The following is a 22,186-nucleotide window of genomic DNA, read 5'->3' as shown; positions in this document are numbered from 1 at the left end:
CCCCCGGAGTCACTCCACCCGCCGGGTGCGCCCCATGGCGCGCCTAACGCAACCACCCACGCAAAAGATGTCCAAGGGCCGCCCCAGGAGCCATACCCCGTCACCCCAGTCACACACGCCACAGCGCCGGGGGCCGCACCTGCCAGATGCACTCCGCGACGCACCTAACGCAACACCCCACGCAAAAGGCACCAGACCACCGCCCCAGGAGCTATCCCCCGTCACCCCAGTCACACCCGCCCCACCCACCGGCCCGTCGCCCCGGCCCAACTACCTCCACCAGGGCACCCTCCCGTCCCCCACCCACACCCAGTGACCAGCGGGGCATGAGTCGCAACTGCTACCGGTGGGGGTGGACGCCGAGACGGGCCGAGTCGCCCCATGCAACTGACGCGTGGCACCCGCACCCGGGCAAGCACCCGTCACGACGATCCCAGCTTGCCCGTGGTCCTCCCGGCCGCCCCCCCCAAAAAAGTGGTACTTGCGGTGGAGGTTCGGGGGTCAAGGGTGGGCGCAGCCCATCGCGGAGCGACGCGACGAAGGAGCGCCCTTGACGCCCGGACCGGAGCCGCGACACTCAAAGCTCAGGGGGCGGCCCTACGGGCGGCTAATCCTTCCGGTCCGCACAGGTTCGGGCTCATGCGCCCTGACCCGCACCCGACAACACCCCAGTGACCAGCGGGGCATGCACCCCAGCCGACCACCCACCGGGGTGGACGCTTAGCCGGCCCGAGTCGCCCCATGCAACTGCCGCGTGGCACCCGCCCCCGCCGACCAACCACTCGCCACCACGAACCCAGCCCGCCCGTGGTCCCCCAGGCCCCCCAAACGTCCACTTGCCGGTGGATGTTCGAGCGGCAAGGGTGGAGCGCAGCGGAATCGGCGTGGCCGAGGAGGGGAAGATCGTGACGGGGATGCCGTCGCTCGACGGCAAGACGATGACGCGGCCGACACCGACGACGTTCGAGGATATTGATGCTGAGGCGAGTCCTGCCGGTTTCCGCTGCGGCGTTCATGCTGCTGACGGGTGGGTGCAGCGCGGACAACGCTGACGAGGAGAAGGCGGAGACGGCGGAGAAGGCGGACACTGTGGCCGCCGAGCGCGCCACGTGCGAGGAGCTTTTCGGTGGCGCGGGCGTGAAGTGGCTGGAGGACGCGACGCGTGGGGCCGGGAAGCTCAGCCTGCAGAGCGCCCATGACCTGACGGCGACGCGCTCGCTGCTGAGGAGCCAGATCGAGAAGTGGCGGCCGTCCACGGACGGAGTCCAGTTGTTCATGGCCGCCAAAGATGTCTGCAGCGCAGGGGTGGTCGGCGGCGGCAGAGAACCGGCGGTGACCATTGATTTCCGACCGTCCGTCCTGCCCTTCGACGCTCCCGTCGAGAAGGGCAACCTGACCGAGACGCCGGTCAACTCCGATGTGCGGCTGCTGATCAGGGAAGAGGATGCCGGGAGCGTCATGTACGTCGCGTTCGTCACCTGCAAGCTGCCGGGTACGCAGGCGCGGCAGGAGAAGGCCGTGCCGATCGAGGCGGACATGCGGGACAGCCTCACCGGTGACGAGAGCGCCCGGACGCACTTCACCCACCTGCTGCACGCGGCACGCGTGGTTATCGGCGGTCTCGACTGCCGGAACAAGCCGGTGATACCGGCCGAGCCCCCGGCGTCGGTGACGTAGCGCGTGACGCGACCACGCGCGCGGGCCGTCGCGTTGTTCTCGTGATGCCGGGCCTCCGTTCACTTTGCGTTCCTTTTACCCTTCGACACTCGGTGAGCCCCCCAGCGGTCGAACGAGAGGCTTCCCGTGAAGGACAAGAACAGCGAAGACCCCGAGAACGCGGCGCTGTCCCGGCGGCGGCTGGTCAAGTACGCCGGTGTCGGGGCCACGTTGGCCGCTGCCAGTCCGCTGGTGGGTGGCGGTACGGCCTGGGCCGACGACGACGAGGCGCGGAAGTCCGGTAGCGGCGACCGCAACCGCGTGTGGCGGGCCGGCGACCACCACGTGCACTCGGAGTACAGCGGCGAGTTCGACACGACGAAGAACCCGCCGGTCTTCCACAAGGGTGCCGACGCCGTCTACCCCATCGTCACCAACGCCATCATGGCCAAGAACTTCGGCCTCTCCTGGGCGATGTGCACCGACCACGGCGGCCCCACGCACTCCAAGGTCAACCTGGAGCAGGCCTACCCCGACCTGCTGCGGTCGCGTCGGCTCGTACCCGAGGTGCTGCAGTTCTGGGGGATGGAGTTCGACGCCCCCGCGCTGGACCACCACACGCTCATGATCCCGCACCACAGCGACGAGGCCCAGCAGCTCTACGAGTTGGAGAGCCGCTTCGCCAAGCTCGACCCGTTCCCCGCGGACCCCTCGCGGGACACCGAGGCCAAGATGGTCGAGTTCCTCAAGGCCGCGAAGGGCATGCCGCGCAAGCCGCTGGTGATCGCCCACCACGCCTCGCGGTCCGCGACCGGGCTCGGCGTGTACGGGCAGGACACGCCCCGCGAGTTCCGTAACGGCAACAACGCGGCGCCCGACATCTACGTCGGCTTCGAGGGCGCGCCCGGACACCAGGCCGGACCGCTCAACGGCGGGGCGCGCGGCTCGTACAGCAACTACCCGACGCACGGCGGCTTCGACCAGATGACCGCCCGGGTCGGCGGCCTGTGGGACTCGCTGCTCGGCGAGGGCAGGCGCTGGTGGATCACCGCCACGTCCGACTCGCACGTGCACTGGACGCGCGGCGGCTCCGACTTCTGGCCCGGCGAGTACAGCAAGACGCATGTGCTGGCGCGCCAGGACTACGCCGACATCATGGACGGGCTCCGCAACGGGCGCATCTGGGTCGGTACCGGCGACCTCATCTCCAGCCTCGACGTCAGCGCGAGCAACCACGGGCGCTCCGCGGCCGTCGGCGAGACGCTGAGCGTGAGCAGCCGGGGCCGTACCGACGTCGAGATCGAGATCAGGTTCCGGCCGCTGGAGGGCAAGAACGCCAACGGCGACCGCCCGCAGGTCCGCCGCGTCGACCTGATCGTCGGCAAGATCACCGGACCGAGCCGCAATCTCGACTCCGACACCAACCCGACCACCAAGGTCGTCGCACGGTTCGGCCCGCGCGACTGGGACAAGCACCGCAACGAGTACGTCATCCGGCACACCCTGAAGGACGTCGAGGGCGACCTCTACGCCCGGGTGCGCGGTACGAGCAGGGACGAGGCCGAGCCGCTCGCCGACGGGCTGGAGAGCCCGTGGGACGACCTGTGGTTCTACTCCAACCCCGTCTTCGTGAAGGTCCGTTAGCTCGTACGTGACGGTCCGTCAGTCCGTACGCGAAGGTCCGTCAGCTCGTGCGGGCCGGCGTCCCCATCCCGCACGAGCCCGTGCGCCCCGTGTCAGCCGTCCGCCTCGGCTGCGCGGGGCCACGGGCGGCCTTCCTTCTCCTCCACCGTCGTGTTGAACCGCCGCAACGCGTCGGCGAGCGTGGCGACTTCGGCCGGTGTCCAGTCCTCCAGCACCGTGCCGAGGCCCTCCGTCGCCCAGGCGCGGTTCGCGTGCAGCTTGCGCAGCCCCTCCTCGGTGATCCGGATCTTGCGTGCCATGCCGCCGTCCGGGTCGGGGATCCGCTCGGCCAGGTCGACGCGGAGCAGCGCCGCCGTCTGGCGGTTGACGGTGGAGGTGTCGAGGCCGAAGGCGTCGGCGAGCTGGCCGATGGACAGCGGCCCTTCGGCTTCGAGCCGGCTGAGCAGCAGATGGGCGCTGCGCTCCAGCCGGACACCGGGCGGGCAGTGGTGGAGCGAGCCCATCGTGGCGTGCCGGCCGACCAGTCTCAGCTCGCGCTCGATCGTCTCGATCTGCGCGTCCCGCCTGGGGGCCGCACGCCCGTCGGGCTCCCGGTCCGTATCCCGGTCCGTATCCCGGTCCGTCTGCACGCCTGTTCCTCCTGGGGCTTTTCACCTGGTTCCCCCCGACCCTACCTTGGTAGGTGTGCATGGTGCACATGCCTTGCATCGTGCATACTCTGTGCATGATGCAAGCCTCCCGACCGGGCAACACCAACAGCAACGTCATCGTCGGCGTCCTCGCCGCCGCGGGCATCACCGTCGCCGTGATGCAGACGCTCGTTGTCCCGCTCATCCCTGATCTGCCCCAACTCCTGCACACCTCGGCGGCCAACGCCTCCTGGGCCATCACCGCGACCCTGCTCGGCGGCGCCATCGCCACCCCCGTCGTCGGGCGGCTCGGCGATCTCTACGGCAAGCGGCGGATGCTGCTGATCAGCACCGCCCTGCTGGTCATAGGTTCGCTGGTGTGCGCGCCCGCCGACTCGTTGACACCCGTCGTGATCGGCCGCACCCTGCAGGGCTTCGGGATGGGTGTCATCCCGCTCGGCATCAGCATCATGCGGGACGTGCTGCCGGCCGAGAAGCTCGGTTCGGCCATGGCCGTCATGAGTTCGTCGCTCGGTGTCGGCGGTGCGCTCGGGCTGCCGCTCTCCGCCGCCGTGGCGCAAGGAGCCGACTGGCACGCGCTGTTCTGGGGCTCGGCCGGGCTCGGTCTCGTCGTCGGACTGCTGACGCTGCTGCTCGTACCGGAGTCCTCGGTCACCGCCCGCGGCCGCTTCGACGTACTCGGCGCGCTCGCCCTCTCCGCCGGGCTGCTCTGCCTGCTGCTGCCCATCTCCAAGGGCGCCGACTGGGGCTGGGCGAGCGGCACGACGCTCGGCCTGTTCGGCGGGGCCGTGGTGATCCTCCTGCTGTGGGGCCTCTGGGAGTTGCGCCACCCCGCCCCGCTGGTCGACCTGCGGACCAGCGGCAAGCGGCCGATCCTGATGACCAACCTGGCGTCCGTCGTCGTCGGCTTCTCCATGTACGCGATGTCGCTCGTCGCCCCGCAGCTCCTCCAGCTCCCCGGCAGTACGGGATACGGCCTCGGCCAGTCCATGCTCGCCGCCGGGCTCTGGATGGCGCCCGCCGGGCTGGTGATGATGGCCGTCTCGCCCTTCGCCGCCAAGGTCTCGGCGGCGTACGGACCGAAGCTGTCGTTGCTGCTCGGCGCGCTGATCATCGCCGTCGGTTACGGTGCGGCGCTCGGCCTGATGGGCAGTACGTGGGGGGTGCTGGCGTTCGCCGCCATCATCAGCGCCGGCGTCGGCTTCGCGTACGCGGCGATGCCCGCGCTCATCATGAGCGCCGTACCGCCGTCGGAGAGCGCGTCGGCCAACGGCCTGAACAGCCTGGCGCGTTCGATCGGTACGTCGAGCTCCAGCGCGGTCATGGGTGTCGTGCTGGCCCATATGACCACCCGGCTCGGCCCGGTCTCGATCCCCACCGAGAGCGGCTTCCGCGTCGCCTTCATGATCGGTACGGGTGCGGCGGTGGTCGCGGCGCTGGTCGTCCTCGGCATCCCGGCCCGCGCCAAGATGGGGCCCTCGCTGGTGGCGACCTCGGCCGTGCCGGTGGTCGACGCCGACCTGTCGAAGCAGTGACGGAGCTTCACCGACCCGCGAGGAACGGCCGGATCGAGGAGAGGTGGGGCGCGGACCTGCGGCCCGTTCACGCTGTGCCGGCCGCAGGACCGGCCGGCAGAGAGTGAACGGACCGCGAGGGTGTGGCTCTCAGCGCTGCGCCGCCGCCAGCGCCGCCGACACGTCGGCCGCCGAAGCCGGACCGCCGGGCTGCGACATGAAGTCGTCACCGGGCACGCCCGCGTACGGCTTCCCGTAGGCCGGGGTCCCCGGCTCGTAGCGCCAGCCCTCGGCCAGCGAGCCCGCGTCGACCGCGTCGAAGCCGAGCGTGTCCAGCAGCTCCGTCGCCTTCGCCTTCGCCGCAGCGTCGTCACCCGCGATCGGCAGCGCCGTACGGTCGGCGGCGCCCTTGGGGCGGGTCAGGTCGGCGAGGTGCTTGAAGAAGATGTTGTTGAAGGCCTTCACGACATGCGACTGGCTCAGGTGGTCCTGGAGCAGCTCACTGCCCGTGGTCTTCCCCGCGTCCAGCTCGGCGATCTGGCCGTCGCGCTGCGGGTAGTAGTTGTTCGTGTCGAGAACGGTCTTGCCGATCAGCGGCTCCTGCGGCACCTGCTGATACGCCTTGAGCGGGATCGTCACCACGACCCAGTCGCCTGCCGCCGCCGCCTCGGCCGCCGTCGCCGCCCTGGCGCGCGGGCCCAGCTCGGCGACGAGGTCGGCGAGCGTCTCAGGCCCGCGTGAGTTGCTGAGCACCACGTCGAGTCCGCCCGCGACGGCGAGCCGCGCCAGGGTGCTGCCGATGTGTCCACTGCCAATGAGTCCAAGAGTTGCCATACCTGCTGGAACGAGCCGTCGGAGCGATCTGTTCCGCGCCGGAGCGGTACGGCTCAAGAACCACCCGCACGGCCGCGACCAGGTTGATCCGGTCGCGGTACGGGCTGTCCTGCGGGAGCTTCTGTCTACGACGCCGGTGCCGCCGGACCTGGCACTGCCGGCCGGGCTTGAGCGGTGACCTCGCCCTGCCGGGCGGCGGCCTGGTCCTGCGGGATGCCGACGCGCTCGTGCACGACAACAGACCTGCCGGGCACGGGCAGTTCGATGCCCTCGGCGCGGTAGCGCATGTGCAACTGCTTGATGAACTCGTGCCTGATCAGATACTGGTCACTGAACTCCAGCGCGCGCAGTATCACCGTATAGCCGACCCCGGCTTCCGTGAACGTGTGGAAGCGCACGGACGGTTCGTAGTCGGCGACACCGCCCGTCACCTCGGACATCACCTTCGTCGCGACCTCTATGGTCACCTGCTCGACCTGGTCGAGATCGCTCCCGTACCCCACCGACGCCTGGATGAGCAGGCTCATCTGCTGCTCGGGCCGGTGGTAGTTGGTCATGATCGTGCCGGCGAGCTTGGAGTTCGGGATGATCACCAGGTTGTCGGAGAGCTGACGCACCACGGTGTTGCGCCAGTTGATGTCGACGACGTAGCCGTCCTCGCCGCTGCTCAGCTCGATGTAGTCGCCGGGCTGCACCGTCTTCGACACGAGTATGTGCACGCCGGCGAAGAGGTTGGCCAGGGTGTCCTGGAGCGCCAGCGCGACCGCGAGGCCGCCCACCCCGAGCGCCGTTATCAGCGGTGCCACCGAGACGCCCAGCGTCTGGAGCAGCACCATCACGCCGATCGCCAGCACGGTGACCCGGGTGATGTTGACGAAGATCGAGGCCGATCCGGCGACGGCCGAGCGCGACAGCGTCACCGACTTCACGAGGTCGGCGATCACCCCCGCCGTGGCGAAGGTGGCGGCCAGGATGACGACCGCGATCATCACCTGATTGACGCGGTGGCCGACCGTGGCGGTCAGCGGCAGCGCTGCGGCCGCCGCCGAACCGCCGATCGCCAGCGCCGCCCACGGCGCGAGCGTACGCAGTGCGGAGACGACGATGTCGTCGCCGCCCCAGCGGGTGGCGCTCGCCCGCTCACCGAGCCAGCGCAGCGCGATCCGCAGCAGCACACCGGCGGCCAGACCGATGAGGACGGCAGCGACGGCGATGGCCATGTCGTGCCAGGTGATCTCGCGGGTCACTACGCTGATTTCTCCTGGTGCTCCCGCTTCGGCGGCCTGCCGCGCGGTACGAGGGTCGGGTTCACGTTGTCGAGGACGGTGTCGCGGTCGACCACGACACGCGCGACGTCGTCGCGGCTCGGTACCTCGTACATCACATTGAGCAGGACCTCTTCGAGGATGGTGCGGGCGGCCCGCGCGCCGGTGCGGCGGAGCAGCGCCTGTTCGGCGATCGCCTCGACGGCGTCGTCCGTGAACTCCAGCTCCACACCGTCGATTTCGAACAGCCGCTGGTACTGCTTGATGAGCGCGTTGCGCGGTTCGGTGAGGATCCGCTTCAACGCCGCGCCGTCCAGGGGCCGTACGGTCGTGATGACCGGCAGCCGCCCGACGAGTTCCGGGATGAGGCCGAACTTCAGCAGGTCGGCGGGCATGACCTCGGCGAACGTGTCGCGCGCCGCCCGCTCCTCCTGGCTGCTGACGGCGCCGCCGAAGCCGATGCCCCGGTGGCTGACCCGCTGTTCGATGATCTGCTCAAGTCCCGCGAAGGCGCCGCCGACGATGAACAGCACGTTCGTCGTGTCGATCTGGATGAACTCCTGCTGCGGATGCTTCCTGCCGCCCTGCGGCGGCACGTTGGCCGTCGTGCCCTCCAGCATCTTCAGCAGCGCCTGCTGCACACCCTCGCCCGACACGTCACGGGTGATCGAGGGGCCTTCGCTCCTGCGCGCGACCTTGTCGATCTCGTCGATGTAGATGATGCCGGTCTGGGCCTTCTCCACATCGTTGTCGGCCGCCTGAATCAGCTTCAGCAGGATGTTCTCGACGTCCTCGCCGACGTATCCCGCCTCGGTCAGCGCGGTGGCATCGGCTATGGCGAACGGTACGTCGAGCATCCGGGCGAGAGTCTGCACCAGATACGTTTTTCCGCAGCCGGTCGGGCCCAGCAGCAGGATGTTCGACTTGCCCAGCTCGATCGTGTCCTGCTTCGCCGCGTGCCGGCCGCTGGAGGCGGCCAGCGCGTGCAGCCGCTTGTAGTGGTTGTAGACCGCGACGGCGAGTGCCTTCTTGGCGCTGTCCTGCCCGATGACGTACTGGCCGAGGAACTCATGGATCTCCATGGGCTTCGGCGTCTCGTGCGGCCCCGCGCCTTCGCCGTCCCGGTCGCCGCCCGCGAGCGCGTCCGGCTCCTCCTCGATCAGTTCGTTGCAGAGCCCGACGCATTCGTCGCAGATGCACAACGGGCTGGGGCCCGCGATCAGTTTCTTGACCTGCTTCTGGCTCTTCCCGCAGAACGTGCACTTCAGCAGGTCGCCGCCGTCACCGATACGTGCCACTCGGAAACGTCTCCTCAACGGTTGTGCGGACCCCGGGGGCCCGGACGGCTCTGAATGCTCAGAACATATGACGTTACCATCTGGAGGATGACGGGCGGATCGATTGGTGAGTGTGAGGGTGATGGGTCGGCTCAGCAGGGCGGAGCTGCAGGAGCGCAACAGGGCCAGGGTACTGGCAGCCGCCGAAGGGGAGTTCGCCGACAGCGGCTTTCGTGACGCCAAGGTGGACCGTATCGCGGAACGGGCCGGTCTGACCCGTGGCGCCGTGTACTCCAACTTCCCCGGCAAGCGCGGGCTGTACTTCGCCGTGCTCGCCGAGCGGGCCGAGCGTACCGAACGCGTATCAGCGGCTCCACGGCCCGAACCCGGCCGCACCCTCGGCGAGGCGCTCGGCGTGCTCGCCCGCGCCTGGGTGGCGCGGCTGCCGCTCGCCGACACGGACGAGCAGCACGGCGCGGCCAGACTCGGGGTGTACGTGGTGCCGGAAGTCCTCGCGGAGGAGCGGATCCGGCGCCCGTACGCGCAGTTGATGAAGCTGGACGCGCTGCTGCTGGGGCTGGCGCTGGAGCGGTTGCGGGGCGGGGCTGCTCTGTCGTCGGCGCCCGGGGCCGGAGTCGGGGCCGGGGTCGGGTCCGGGGCCGGGGTCGGGGCCGGGTCCGCTGCTGAGGCGGGGAGCCTGGTGCGGGTGGCCGAGGCCGTCCTGACCGTGCTGCACGGCGCGAGCCAACTGGCGGCCGCGGCACCGGGTTTCGTCGAATCGTTCAATATCGTACGGGCCTGCCGCCAGTTGGCGGGTCTCGTCCTCCAGGAGCGCTACGCGCCCACGCATGTGATCACCCGCGCGCTGCCCGCCGACGAACCGTGGTCCCCGCCGCAGGGCGCGGTCGACGCGGTACGGGACGCGCCCGCGCGGCTCGGCGGCGACGGGGTGGTGGCCGTACTCGGCCTGCACCGGATCGAGTCCGTCGAGGACGCCGTACGGGCGGCGCGGCCGGGCACGACCGTCACGGCCGTGCTGGTCACCGGCAGTCCCGACGAACTCGCCCCGCTGGCCAGGCTCGCCGTCGCCGACCTGTGCGGCTGCTTGCGCCAGGCGTTCCCGACAGCCGCCTGGCCGGGGTTGCAGGTGGTGGTCGACCCGTCGGGAGTGGTGGCGGCTGCGGCCGGTGTGCCGGCCGTGAGCGAGGAGACCGAGGTCGCGATACGGGTCGAGGCGGGCCGGATCGTGAGCAGGGCGGACGGGCGGGGGGCGTGCCATGCCGTGGCGGGCGGAGCTGTTCTGACGGATCTGACGGAGCTGACGGATGGTCGGGAAGTGGTGGTTCGGGAGGCGCGGGTCGAGGACGCGAGCGCTCAGGAGACGCGCGTGATGGGCGGCAGCTTGTAGGAGCCGGTGACCACGGCGTCGCGCGGCTCGTACATCCGCAGGATCGGCCGGAAGCGACCGGGCGGTGTGGGCAGCCAGTTGGCCGCCTCGGTCTCGTCCGCCGGGCGCTCGCGCCGCAGTTGCAGCGTCAGCGAACCGTCGGACGCGCGGACCAGGCCGGGGGTGCGGTCGCCGATCGAGTACCGGTCCGCAGGGTTGTCGACCAGGTGGTACTCGGGCAGGTCGTACATGGTCACGGACCAGAACGCGTCGACGGGCGGCGGCTTTTCGAAGCGCAGCGTGTACGCACTGCCGCCGTCCAGCGGCTCGCCCGCCGCGTCGTTCCAGGTCATCGCGTACGCCGCCTCGTACCCGTGATTGCCCCACAGCCCGGCGCGCGCCGCTGCCGCCCGCATGACCCGGGCCCTGGCCCGGTCCTCGACGATCCAGGCGGGGTCGGTGACGGTGCCGATCTCGAAGAAGTCGGCGTTGTAGTCGAAGGCGTGGTACGCCAGTTTCCAGCCGTTGTCCTCCGGGCTCGTGCCGTGCGTGGTGGCCAGTTCCACCTTCTCCTTGCCGTCGGCGAACCCGGCCCGCAGCGCTTCCGCCAGTCCCGGATCCGGTGACGTGTACGGGCTGACGGCCTTCAGCAGCCCGAGCGGCGCGAACGTGCCCTGGTAGTCGATGTCGGCGGGGGCCGGCGGGAAGGCCGCCATCCGCACCCGCAGCTTCTCGTAGAACATCAGGCCCCCGTCGATGACGTCGACCACGCCGACGTCGGCGACCGGCAGCCCCTCGGCCGCGCCGGGCGTGCCGTACGGTTCGAGCGCCGTGGCGTCCTGGAGCGCGCGTACGGCGGCGATGTCGGCCTCGCCCGCGCACGCCCAGCGCCCGACGATCGAGGCGACGGTGGTGGGGAACGCGATCCGGGTCGCGCCCTTGGGGACCTTCCCCGACCAGCCGGGCGGTGTGCACAGGTAGCTGCCGGGGCGGGTGCCGGTGGCGCGGCGGCCCACGTACGCGAAGTTGTTGGTCCAGGCGTCCACGAACTGCATCACGTAGTAACGCCCGCCGGTGCCGGGCACCGTGAGCAGCAGCGGGCCCGCGCTGAGGTCGATCTGCGCCATCGAGTAGACGGTGTCGTTGTTGACGCTGACGAAGGTGTCGTCGGGGCCCGCGAGTTTCGTCGCGTGGCTGAAGGTGTTGAAGGGGGCGGCGCCGACGGCGTTCATGCCCTTGCGGGTGAACCGGTCGACCTCGTCGAGGTTGAACACCATGGGATAGCCGTAGACGTACGCGTCACTGGCCAGCGCCTGCAGATCGCTCATCCTGATCGCCTCTTCCCGGCCGCAGGCTGACGGCCTCGGACATCTTCGGACACCCCCTCCACGCTCTCATGACCCCGTCCGACCTGCCTGTTCTCCGGGTTGTCCACAGGCGGGGCGCGGTGTGGGGGGTGGCCGGTAAAGTCGGGTTCGTTGTCGTGTGCAGCCAACGGGGGCATTGCGGGCGACGCGGTCAATCGGGGGAGGCGGCCATGCCGTTCGGTATGACGACAGCGCGGGGGGCGGTGCGGTGTCCCCTTGCCGTCTTGGGGTGCCTGGTCTTCGCGACGGTGGCGGTGCTGACGGCGCTGACGGTGCTGATGAGCAGCGCTTCCGCGGCGTCGGCCGCGGGGGGTGACGACGGCGGGACGCAATCGGCCAGGCTCGCCGAGCTGCTGCGCCGCGACCCCGTCTATGTCAGCGATCAGATGCCCCGCGAGGTGCCGCGCTCCACGGCCCCCGCGTACGCGAAGCTCGCGAAGCGCACCGGCGTCCGTACGTACGTGCTCGTCCTGCCGGACGGGAGCGGTGGCAGGTCGCTGCTCGGCGCCGTCCACGACCGGCTCGGCGAGGACGGGCTGTATGTCCTCATCGGCAGGACGGGCGTCACCGACGCGCGGGCCTTCGGGGTGCGGGCCCCGGCGGCCGACGCCGTGACCGTCGCGCTGTACGCCCTGCCGTACGACGCGGGAGCGCTGCGCTCGTTCCGGGAGTTCGTCGGCGCCGTGGCACAGGGCCCGGAGCGGGCGGCGCAGCGTGCCGATTCCCTGCGTGCCGCGCATTCGGGGGACAAGGCGGAGGTCAAAGACCTCTACATCAGCCGGACCGACCGCGAGAACCAGTCGTTCGTCACCGGCATGCTGCTCCTGGGTGTGCCGCTGCTGGTGCTGCTGACCGGTCCTTATGTACGGCGGTGGCGGCATCGCCGTACGGATGGAGGGGACGGGAAGGGCGTTCCGCGCGCGAAGGGCATTTCCCTGACGAAGGGCGTTTCCGGGACGAGGAGTGTCCCTGGCGCGAAGGGCGTATCCGGTACGAAGCGCGTATCCGGCATCAAGCGGGTTCCGCGCGGGCCGCGGGCCCTGCCGAACATCATCGAGCTGGTCGTCGCCGGTGTCCTGGCGGCTCTGATCGGCGTCGGCGCGCCCCAGGTCTTCGACCAGACGATCGACAGCGCCACGGTGACGCCCACGCGCGCCGACCTGACGGCGCGGCTGGACCGGGTGGCCGCGGGACTGCGGCAGGACCCCGTCTACACGGACCTGGAGAGCCCGCAGCTCCTGGACCCGGCGAGCCGCAAGCGGCTGGAGGCCGAGATCAAGGCGTTCACGCCCGGTCCCGTCTATGTCGCCGTCGTACCGCAGCTCACCGACGACGAGTCGGGCGACGACCCGTACGTGTTCGCCGCGGCCCTGCACCGCAGGCTCGGCAAGGACGGCGCCTATGTCGTCGCCGACCCGCTGAACGGCACCATCGACCTGGTCAACTACGGCCTCCCACTGGACCCGGACGGGCTCGGCTTCCAGTTGCCGGACGACATCCGGCACGAGGACTACGAGCATCCCGCCGACGATCACCGTCTCGCGCAGCGGCTCGACAAACTGATGACGTTCCTGAGCGGCCTTCCACGCTCGGACGCCTCGGACAGCGCGGACGCGCCGGACACCTCGGGCAGCGGTGCGGACCCCACGCCCGAACCCCTCTACGACAACGCGCTGCCGGGGCTGTACACGGGAGACTTCTGGCCGGGGCTGATGATCGGCGCGTTCGGTGCGGCCCTGCTGTTCGGCCTCATCACCTCAGGGCTCGGTATCGCGCGCCTGGTGGAGGTGCGGCGGCGCGGACGGGAAACGGCTTCCCCGGGGACGGCAGGGACGGCAGGGACGGCCGGGACGGACTTCGACGCTCCGGCGGCGCCGTCGCTCGCGTATCTGCGGCGGACGGCCCAGCGTGAACTGACCACGCTGGGGACCGAGTTCGCGGCGGAGTCGGCCAACGCGGAGGTGCGGGCGCAGGTCTGGGACTGCTTCGACGCCGCGATGCTGCTGACCGACCGCGATCCGGACGGCTTCGTCGACAAGGACGTGCCGGTCGCCGACCTGGTTGCGGCGATAGCGCTCGCCCGGACGGCTCTCGCGATGCTCAGGACCGAGCAGACCTATCAGCACTGCTGCGAACGCAACCCGATGCACGGACCGGCCGCTCGGAGCGGCAAGGGCCGCAGGCAGCGGCCGTGGCTGTGCGCGGCGTGCCGGACGGGCGCCGGCGGAGTCGCGCCGGGGCTGACCCTGCCGGACGGCGGCGGAGGCCGGATCCCGTACGCGCGGGCGGCCGGCGCGCTGCCGGCCGCCCGGGACGGGATACCCCAGCTCATCGTGAAGGTAAGGGAGTACGCCAGTGTCCAGTGACCGCAAGCCGCTGCTCGCGGCGCTCCTCACCGCGCTCACCGCGCTCACGCTGCTCGCGCTGGCCGTGGTCGGCGCGTCCCCCGCCACGGCCGCAGCCCCGAGCCCGGGGCAGAAGATCGCCGACGCGCTGCGGGTGTCGCCGGTGTACGTGGACCCGGCGTACGCGGGCGCCGTACCGCCGCAGCGGCAGAAGGAGCTGGTGGCCCGGATCGGCAGGACGGACCTGCCGATCAAGGTCGCGCTGGTACCGCTGGTGAAGGGCGACGCCTTCGGCGGCGATCCGCAGATCCTGGCCGACATCATCCATGAGCGGTTCGGACATGGTGATCTCGTCCTGATCACCATGGACGACTTCGCCGACTCGCTGTCCGGATACGAATGGCCGTCCGACACCCACCAGGTGCAGGACGCGGTCAGCGCCGTCGGGTTCATGGACTCGATGGAGGACGCGGGGCTCGCGGACCGTGTCGACAAGGCCGTCGACCTGATAGCCGAGGGGGACGGCTCGGCGGTGTACGACCGGGAGACCGCAGGGCTGGGCGGTGGCGCGTCGTCGGCCGGCGACAGGCCCGCGTCGTCGAAGGGCGGCGGGGTGTGGCTGCCGGTCACGATCGGGGTCGTCGCGCTGGTGCTCTGCGCGGGCGGCGCGCTGTATCTCGTACGGCGCCGCCGGGGGCGGGCGTACGGTTCGCCGTTCGCGTTCCCGCAGGCGGTGTTCGCCGCGGCCCGCGCGGCCGACGAGGGCGAGCTGCGGCGCCGCGCCGACGCGGAGGTGCTCGCGCTCGGCGAGGCGGTGGAGGCGGCCGACGTGGCGGCGGTGCCGGGCCTCGGGCAGGCGCTCGACGCGTACGCAGCGGCGGGCAAGGTCCTCGACGGCGCGCGGGGTCTGCCGGACCTGGCCGGGGTGCTCGCGCTGGTCACCGCGGGGCGTGACGCGCTGGCGGGCCGGTCGGACGCGCTCCCGCTGTGCTTCTTCGACCCGCTGCACGGCCGGGCCGAGCGACGCGTCGACTGGCGTCCCATGGGCCGCCGCGACCGGCTCGACGTCGCCGCGTGCGGCGCCTGCCTCACGGCGGTGCGCGCCAAGCGCGCCCCCGAGGTGCTGACGGACGTACGCGCCGACGGCGTCCAGGTGCCGTACTTCGAGCTGCCGTCCGGCGACAGCGTCTGGGCGGCGACGGGCTACGGCTCGCTGGAGCCGTCCGGCAGCCCGGACGGCATGGCCGAGCGGGTGGCGCGGGGCGACTTCACCCGCGGTCGCCGGAGCTGACCGGCTGCGGAGACGGCCGTACCGAAATACAGTAAATAATGCATTCGTGTCATTTGCGGATACTGGGTGCCCTGTCCCTCCCGTTCCACCTATTCCACGGTCTTCCCTTCGCTGATGTACATCGGAGTGGTGCATGACTCGGCGGCGTCCCTCCCATGCGGTGAGCGCGGACGATCTGCTGAGCACCCTCGGCCGGCTGACCGCCCAGGCACGTGAGGGCGCCGAGCTTCAGCAGGCCCGGGTCGAGCTGGCCGTCGCGCTCCAGCGCAAGATGCTGCCCGCCGCGCTGCCGGCCGTACCGGGGCTGCGGGTGGCCGCCCGTTACGTACCCGCCAGGGACGGTCTGGACATCGGCGGCGACTGGTACGACGGCTTCCCGCTCTCCGACGGCACGCTCGGCTACTCGATCGGCGACGTACAGGGCCACGACGTGGACGCGGCCGCGTTCATGGGCCAGATCAGGATCGGACTGCGGGCCGTCGCCAACACGGCGACCGACCCGGGCGAGGTGCTGCGCCGCGCCAACGAGCTGCTGCTCTCGATGGACTCCACCCTCTTCGCCACCTGCAGCTTCGTCTCCTTCGACCCGGTCGAGTGGGAGCTGCGCACCGCGCGCGCAGGGCATGTGGCGGCGGTCTGGGCCACCGTCGACGGCCGGTACGGCTTCGCCGAGGACGAGGGCGGGCTGCCGCTGGGCATCCAGCCGGGCGAGAGCTACCCGGTGACCCGGCACCGGCTGACGCGGGCCGGCGCGTACGTCCTGCTCACGGACGGGGTGATCGAGGGCCCCACCTTCCCGCTCGACCAGGGCCTCGCCGAGGTGGCCCGGCTGGTCAGGGAGGGCGCGGACGCGGAGCCCGGCGAGCTGGCCGCCGAGGTGCTGAAGGTGGCCGAGCTGACCGGGCATTCGGACGACGCCGCCGTCCTGGTCCTGCGCCACGACGCGGCGCCCCCTCCGTAGCGCCCCCTCCGTAGCGCGTGTCACGGCCGGGCCTGGGCCGGGGACGTTGTCTGATGACTGCTGTGGTGCGTACCCAGGAACTCCGACGCCTTGCCGAGACCGCTCTGGGGATCGTCGTCGTCGCCGCCGCCTACTACGGGGCTGGCCGGCTCGGTCTGATCAAGCGGCTCTACATCGACGGCGCCACCTGCACGCCCCTGTGGCCGCCCACCGGTGTCGCCCTCGCCGCGCTGCTCTTCATGGGACTGCGCATCTGGCCGGGCATCGCGCTCGGCGCGCTCGGCACCGTACTGACCCTCGGCCCGCTGGGGGCGTCGAGCTTCGTGATCCTCGCCGGGAACACCATCGCCCCGGTCTGCGTCTATCTCGCGCTCCGGCGGCTGGGGTTCCAGCTCGACATGGAGCGGCTGCGCGACGGCTTCATCCTGGTCGTCGTCGGCGCGCTCGCCGGCATGCTGATCAGTCCCACGGTGGGCACCGCCGTGCTGGTGGTCGACGGGACGCTGCCGGAGTACGGCTTCTGGCCGGTCTGGACGGCGTGGTGGACCGGCGACGCCATGGGAGTGCTCGTGGTCACCCCGCTGTTCCTGCTGATCCGCAAGGCGTGGCTGGCCCGCGTGGCGCGCGGCCCCGGCGGCGTCCGGCCGTTCCGCGACACGTACCGCACGGTGGAGGCGGCGGCGCTGGTGGTGGTCGTGCTCATCGTCGTACCGCTGGTCACGCACAGCACCGTGCCGCTGCTCTTCCTGGTCTTCCCCGTCCTCATCTGGGCGGCCCTGCGCTTCCAGCTCGCCGGGGCCGTGCCGTGCGCGCTGCTCGTCTCCGTACTGACGATCGTGGCGGCCACGGACGGCACAGGCCCCTTCATCAACCACAGCCTGACCGAGACCATGATCGCGCTCCAGGCGCTCAACGGGTCGGTCGCGCTGACCGCGCTGCTGCTCGCCGCGATCGTGACGGAGCAGCGCAATGTCCACCGGAAGATCGAGCAGGTGTGCGTGGAGCTGGCCGAGGTCGTGGAGAACCTCGCGCCGGGGAAGTCGGCGAAGCACTGGCCGCCGGGGGAGCTGGGAGAGCTGGGCGCTGGCGGGCCGCCGGGCGACTGAGCGCCGGGTCGGGTACGAGCTGACCGCGCCGGCCGCCATCGCCGTACCGTGGGGGTATGGCCTCGGAACGGATGAACAAGTCGCCCGCCGTGGCGCAGGCGGAGACGGCCCTGCGCGCCCTGGGTGTGCGCGCCTCGTTCAACCAGCGGCCCGTGGGGCGCGGCCGGTGGTTCGCGGACTGGGCGGGGAAGCTGGCCGACTCCGACGTGTACGTGGCCTTCACCGGCAAGTCACCGGACGCGCGCAAGGTGCGGCTGCTGCTCGACGACTGGATCTTCGACGACGTCGTCGACGACCACGCGGGCAAGGTGCTCCAGGGGATCTTCTCCGCAGGGGCGGCCGGGGTGACCGAGGCGACCCTCAGGACCAGGCGCTCCCTGCTGCTCGTCCCGGTCCAGGTGCTGAAGGTGTCCGTGGGGATGCGCCGCTACACCGCCACGCGGAAGCTCCCGGCGGAGGACGAACTGGCGCCCTGGGAGCGGGCTTTGACGGCCGACTGAGATAACTCCCCCTTATTCGCCGTAATTCGGACAGGCGTGCGGTGGATGAATATGCCGGGATCACCGTGTGTCCAGGCGCGGCCACCGGCACGCTGCTGCATGTCGATCCGAGTGCGGTGCCAGCCGGGGGAGCACGTGTGGCCGTAGTACGGAGAAGTGTCCCGCACCACGTCGCGTGCGTGATGGACGGCAACGGCCGGTGGGCGGCGCTGCGTTCCCAGCCCCGTACGTCAGGTCACCGGGCGGCCGAGACGACGGTGATCGACGTCATCGAGGCGGCGCGCACGGCGGGGGTGCGCTGGCTGAGCCTGTACGCGTTCTCCACCGAGAACTGGCGACGGCCCAGCGACGAGGTCGACTTCCTCATGCGGCTCGTACGCCGTGTCGTACGCAAACACGCCGCGCTGCTGCACGCGCGCGGCATCCGCTGCCGGTTCCTCGGCGTGGCCGACCCGAGGATCCCCGCGCCGCTGGCCCAGGACTTCGCCGATCTGATGACGCTGACCAGCGCGAACCGTGGCATGACGCTGACGATCGCGTTCGACCACGGCGGGCGCGGGGACATCGTCGAGGCGGCCAGATCCCTCATCCGGAGCGGGGTGCGGGCCGACGCCGTGGACGAGCGGCACTTCGCGGCCCATCTGCCCTTTCCCGACACCCCGGACGTCGATCTCGTCATCCGGACCTCGGGTGAACAGCGGATCTCCAACTTCATGCTCTGGCAGGTGGCTTACGCCGAGTGGATCTTCCCGCCGGTGCTCTGGCCCGACTTCCGCGGGCCGCACTTCCTGGAGTGCCTGCACAGCTATCAGCAACGCAATCGCCGCTTCGGCGGCGTGCCGCCGCACGTGATCGGAGAACACCACTCGTGACGAAGAAAACCAAGTCCAAGCCCGAGCCCCACCCTAAGGCGACCCCCGAGGCGACCCCCGAGGCGACCTCCAGCTCCCCGCACCCGGCCCCCGCCCCGGAGATCGGCTCGCTGTTCGGCGAGAACTCCCAGTTCCACCGGTTCTTCAACGACCCGCGCTGGGCGCTCGCGATGGTCAGGGCGACGGTGCTGGAGGCGGCCCACCCGCAGATCGGCGCGGCCCTGCTCGACAACTCGACGTTCGTGGCCCACCCGTGGCGCAGGCTGCGCAACACGCTCGTCAGTCTGCAGCGCATGTTCGGGACGGACGACGCGGTACGGGAACGGGAAGCGGCCCGGCTCAACCGGCTGCACGCCCGGCTGAGCGGCACCGACGTACAGAACAGGCCCTACGACGCGATGGACCCCGAGGTGCGCGCCTGGGTCGTCGCGACACTCTTCGAAAGCTCCGTCACGATGTGCCGGCTGAGCGGACAGCCGCTCGACCAGGACACCATGGAGCAGCTCTACGCCGAATTCCGCGCGTTCCTGGCGGCCTTGGGCAGCGAAGCGGGCCATCTGCCGCCCACGGTGCCCGAGTTCTGGGTGTACTACGACCGCATGGTGGAGGAGGAGCTGGAGAACACGGAGGCGCTGCGCATCATCCTCTACCGCCTCTTCGACCATCTCCCCGCGCCGCCCCTGCTGGACGGCCTGCCCACCGTATGGGCCGCGAGCCGGGCGCTGGCGGGCCCGGTGATCGGCACGATCACCGTGGCGTCCCTCCCCGAGCCGTTCCGCCGCCGGGCGGGCCTGCCCGAAGTCCCCGGCGCGCAGACGCTGATGCAGAGCATCTACCTGACGGCGGGACTGGCGCGCTTCCTGCCCGACAACTGGCTCAAGACCGAGAGCCTCACCAACTTGCTCTACCTGACGCCGGATCCGTCCCCCGACGGCGCTGACTCCGAAACCGCGACGCTGACCGCGCTGCGCGGCCGGATGAAGCGGGCGAGCGCGCTGTTCCGGCTGGTCACCCCGTTTCCCGCCCCACGCGAGCCCGCCGAGGGGACGACACCCCGGCGCAGCGCGGAGGACTTCTTCAGCGCGGTCCTGGACCAGACAGGGGACGGTTATCTCGACTGGCCCGATCTCGCCGCCATGGCACGCGAGTTGGCCTCACGCCTCGATCTGGACGAACCGGAGGAGACCAAGCTCTACAACGCGTACGCGGCGTGGTGGCGGGAACTCCAGTCGGCCCTGGACATCGACGGCGACGGCCGCGTCAGCAAGGACGAGTACGCCGCCGCCGTGCCGTCCCTGGCAGGCCCCGCGCTGATCAGGGTCGCCGAGGTGCTCTTCGACGTGACCGACGCGGACGGCAACGAGTTCATCGACGCGGCGGAGTACCGAGCCCTGTTCCGCACCGCCTTCCGCCGCACCCTGCCCGGCGCCGAACCCCGCTACTCCCGCAGCGAGTTCGTGCAGGACTTCCTCTCCTTCATGGCGGGCCGCCGGTCCTCGACCGCGTTCGACCCGCTGCTGGCGGGGGCGTAAGCGCATCGCGGCGGATTCCCCCTTTCAGGGGAATGGCGACGCTTGCCGGAATGCGCACCGGCCAGATGGACAGCCATTACGGGCGCCGGGGACCCGGCGCGGAAAAGGGGTCGGAATCATGCGCACAGAGGCCATCCAGCGGGTCGCACTGATCTTCTCGCTGTTCGACGCGAACGGGAACGGAGTCCTCGACGCCGAGGACTTCACCCTGATGAGCGACAACGTCGTCGCCGCGGCAGCCCGCTCCGACGGACCCGCCAAAGAGGCGATCCGCGCGGCCTTCGCCCGCTACTGGACGACCCTGCTCGTCGAACTGGACGCGAACGGCGACGGCGAGATCAGCTTCGAGGAATTCACCGCCTGCGTCCTGTCCCCGGAGCGCTTCGAGCCGACGATCGCGCAGTTCGCCACGGCCCTGTCCACCCTGGGAGACCCGGACGGCACCGGCTTCGTCGAACGCCCCCTGTTCATCGACCTGATGACGGCGATCGGCTTCCAACGCCCCAACATCGACGCCCTCTTCGACGCCTTCGCCCCCACACCCGACGACCGCATCGCGGTAGCGACGTGGGACGAGGGCATCCGGGACTACTACGCCCCGGACAAGGCCGGCATCCCGGCGGACCACCTGATCACCAAGACGGCGGCCTGACCCGACGAGGAAGTTCGGCGAACGCGAGAGATGTCCGTGGGCCCCGACCGTTCCAACGGCCGGAGCCCACATCGTCGTCCGAGAGGTCCTTCAGCGGATGGTGGGCGTTCCGGGGAGCGTCGTGGATCGCTCGATCAGGCTGTTCACCGACTGGTCGCCGTTCGCGTCCATGGGGGTGGAGTAGTCACCGACTGCCCAGAAGCCGCCGGAGTCGCCGACCGGTGCCAGATCGTAGAACGAGTAGTCCGGCCACCGTGTCTCCCCGTCGGGTGCCAGTGCGCCGGCTTCCTTGGTCCAGGTGGTGCCGTCGAAGTGCCAGAAGACAGGCTCGGCACTGGCAGGTTCGGCCTGGTCGCTCCCGGTGGCCCACAGTCCGCCGTTGCCGTCCGGGGCGATCGCTTGGAGGTAGAAATCGGCGAGGGCTCCTGTGATGTCCTCCCAGGCGGTGCCGTTCCAGTGGGTGACGCTCGGCACGGGCGGGTCGGCGTCCGGGGCCTCGGCCCACCCGGCGACATAGACGCTGGCCGGGGACTCGGCGACGATCTTGGCGGTATCGGTACCGCTGGGCACGGGGGGTTCGTCCATCAGCGTCCAGGTGGTGCCGTCCCAGTGATAGGTCACCGGGTGACCGCCTTCCACCGGATACCGCATACCGGTGGCGTACGCGTCGTTGGCGGAGAGGGCGTCGATGTCCCGGATGTCGACGTGGCTCGGCAGCGCGAATGTCGTCCAGACGCCGCCGGAATAGGTGTACAGGGCCGTACCCCCCTTGAAGAGCCGTCCGGGAACGGCGTCGATCGGTACCTCGGGCCACGAGTCGTCGGCGGGACCGGCTGTCGAAACGCTGCTCCAGCTTTCGCCGTCGTAGTGCGCGAGGACCTGGTCCCTGCCCACTGTGCCGTAAGCCCAGACATCCTCCGCGGCCACGGCGCTGACCGCTGACCACTCCCAGACGGCGGGGAGCGCCGGAGTGGCATCCTCATGCCACTCCGCTCCGTCCCAGCGCAGAATGACACCCGCGCCGCTCTTTCTTCCAACGGCCCACGCGAGGTCGTCACTTACGGAGGAGACAGACATCAGGGACCCGGCATGGCTCGCCCCGGAAAGAGACACCTCCCAGCCCGGTTCCGCGCCGACGGCGTTGGCACCGCCGGCTGTGAGCAACAGGGAGGAGAGGGCCAACGAGACGGCCGTGGTGCGCAGAAGGTGCCGTGCAAGCATCAGTGAGCATTCCTTTGCGGTGAGAGAAAGCTTCCCCGGTGGCGTGTGAGGCCAGTGGGCTACGCGGGGCCAGACTCACGTTGCCCGCAGATGGTTGTAGGGATCACCGACA

At 70.6% G+C, this 22,186-nt stretch carries 18 protein-coding genes; 12 read left to right on the top strand and 6 right to left on the bottom strand.

Annotated features, from left to right (window positions below; genetic code table 11):
* The first annotated feature begins 975 nt into the window (after positions 1-975).
* Positions 976-1,677, top strand: a complete 702-nt coding sequence (locus tag ACZ63I_RS28990; protein WP_469342115.1) for a hypothetical protein — start codon at positions 976-978, stop codon at positions 1,675-1,677.
* A 126-nt stretch (positions 1,678-1,803) separates the two neighbouring features.
* Positions 1,804-3,300 (top strand): phosphoesterase, encoded by a 1,497-nt coding sequence (locus ACZ63I_RS28985; protein WP_469342114.1) that lies wholly within the window; start codon positions 1,804-1,806, stop codon positions 3,298-3,300.
* Between the two features lie 92 nt (positions 3,301-3,392).
* On the opposite strand, the gene ACZ63I_RS28980 is transcribed toward ACZ63I_RS28985, so the two are convergent.
* Complete coding sequence (locus ACZ63I_RS28980) at positions 3,393-3,803, bottom strand: MarR family winged helix-turn-helix transcriptional regulator (protein ID WP_469342201.1); 411 nt, start codon at positions 3,801-3,803, stop codon at positions 3,393-3,395.
* 221 nt (positions 3,804-4,024) lie between these two features.
* Here ACZ63I_RS28980 and ACZ63I_RS28975 point away from each other — a divergent pair, with 221 nt between their 5' ends.
* The gene (locus ACZ63I_RS28975; protein ID WP_469342113.1) at positions 4,025-5,485 is read left to right on the top strand and encodes an MFS transporter; all 1,461 of its coding nucleotides are present in this window, start codon (positions 4,025-4,027) and stop codon (positions 5,483-5,485) included.
* Between the two features lie 129 nt (positions 5,486-5,614).
* Here the strand turns inward: ACZ63I_RS28975 and ACZ63I_RS28970 are convergent, their stop codons facing one another.
* From ACZ63I_RS28970 to clpX, 3 genes are all read right to left on the bottom strand, one after another.
* On the bottom strand, positions 5,615-6,298 hold the full coding sequence (locus ACZ63I_RS28970) for an NADPH-dependent F420 reductase (RefSeq protein ID WP_469342111.1): 684 nt from the start codon (positions 6,296-6,298) through the stop codon (positions 5,615-5,617).
* 125 nt (positions 6,299-6,423) lie between these two features.
* Positions 6,424-7,545, bottom strand: a complete 1,122-nt coding sequence (locus ACZ63I_RS28965; protein WP_469342110.1) for a mechanosensitive ion channel family protein — start codon at positions 7,543-7,545, stop codon at positions 6,424-6,426.
* Entirely contained in the window at positions 7,545-8,861 is a 1,317-nt protein-coding gene (gene clpX / locus ACZ63I_RS28960; RefSeq protein ID WP_469342109.1) for an ATP-dependent Clp protease ATP-binding subunit ClpX, read from the bottom strand. Before clpX ends, ACZ63I_RS28965 begins: the two co-directional genes overlap by 1 nt.
* A gap of 121 nt (positions 8,862-8,982) precedes the next feature.
* On the opposite strand from clpX, the gene ACZ63I_RS28955 reads away from it, so the two are divergent.
* Positions 8,983-10,248, top strand: a complete 1,266-nt coding sequence (locus ACZ63I_RS28955; protein WP_469342199.1) for a TetR/AcrR family transcriptional regulator — start codon at positions 8,983-8,985, stop codon at positions 10,246-10,248.
* Here ACZ63I_RS28955 and ACZ63I_RS28950 read toward each other — a convergent pair.
* Positions 10,215-11,555 (bottom strand): DUF1254 domain-containing protein, encoded by a 1,341-nt coding sequence (locus ACZ63I_RS28950; protein ID WP_469342108.1) that lies wholly within the window; start codon positions 11,553-11,555, stop codon positions 10,215-10,217. The two genes, ACZ63I_RS28955 and ACZ63I_RS28950, sit on opposite strands and share 34 nt — an antisense overlap.
* 263 nt (positions 11,556-11,818) lie before the next feature.
* Here ACZ63I_RS28950 and ACZ63I_RS28945 point away from each other — a divergent pair, with 263 nt between their 5' ends.
* The 8 genes from ACZ63I_RS28945 to ACZ63I_RS28910 all read left to right on the top strand — a co-directional run bounded on the left by ACZ63I_RS28945 (position 11,819) and on the right by ACZ63I_RS28910 (position 20,853).
* Positions 11,819-13,960 (top strand): PulJ/GspJ family protein, encoded by a 2,142-nt coding sequence (locus tag ACZ63I_RS28945; protein WP_469342107.1) that lies wholly within the window; start codon positions 11,819-11,821, stop codon positions 13,958-13,960.
* Entirely contained in the window at positions 13,950-15,230 is a 1,281-nt protein-coding gene (locus ACZ63I_RS28940) for a hypothetical protein (protein WP_469342106.1), read from the top strand. Before ACZ63I_RS28945 ends, ACZ63I_RS28940 begins: the two co-directional genes overlap by 11 nt.
* 133 nt (positions 15,231-15,363) lie before the next feature.
* Complete coding sequence (locus ACZ63I_RS28935; protein WP_469342105.1) at positions 15,364-16,191, top strand: PP2C family protein-serine/threonine phosphatase; 828 nt, start codon at positions 15,364-15,366, stop codon at positions 16,189-16,191.
* Positions 16,192-16,253: 62 nt separating this feature from the next.
* On the top strand, positions 16,254-17,297 hold the full coding sequence (locus ACZ63I_RS28930; RefSeq protein WP_469342198.1) for an MASE1 domain-containing protein: 1,044 nt from the start codon (positions 16,254-16,256) through the stop codon (positions 17,295-17,297).
* Between the two features lie 56 nt (positions 17,298-17,353).
* A complete protein-coding gene (locus ACZ63I_RS28925; protein ID WP_469342104.1) occupies positions 17,354-17,797 on the top strand; it encodes a hypothetical protein in 444 nt (147 codons plus the stop codon).
* Positions 17,798-17,934: 137 nt separating this feature from the next.
* Positions 17,935-18,669 (top strand): polyprenyl diphosphate synthase, encoded by a 735-nt coding sequence (uppS, locus tag ACZ63I_RS28920; protein WP_469342102.1) that lies wholly within the window; start codon positions 17,935-17,937, stop codon positions 18,667-18,669.
* A gap of 101 nt (positions 18,670-18,770) precedes the next feature.
* Entirely contained in the window at positions 18,771-20,201 is a 1,431-nt protein-coding gene (locus tag ACZ63I_RS28915; RefSeq protein ID WP_469342197.1) for an oxygenase MpaB family protein, read from the top strand.
* Between the two features lie 118 nt (positions 20,202-20,319).
* Positions 20,320-20,853, top strand: a complete 534-nt coding sequence (locus ACZ63I_RS28910) for an EF-hand domain-containing protein (protein ID WP_469342101.1) — start codon at positions 20,320-20,322, stop codon at positions 20,851-20,853.
* A gap of 90 nt (positions 20,854-20,943) precedes the next feature.
* On the opposite strand, the gene ACZ63I_RS28905 is transcribed toward ACZ63I_RS28910, so the two are convergent.
* The gene (locus ACZ63I_RS28905; RefSeq protein ID WP_469342100.1) at positions 20,944-21,780 is read right to left on the bottom strand and encodes a hypothetical protein; all 837 of its coding nucleotides are present in this window, start codon (positions 21,778-21,780) and stop codon (positions 20,944-20,946) included.
* Positions 21,781-22,186: the final 406 nt, after the last annotated feature.

This window comes from Streptomyces sp. NPDC087906 (assembly GCF_055584925.1).
This window is presented reverse-complemented; position numbering and strand designations above follow the sequence as displayed.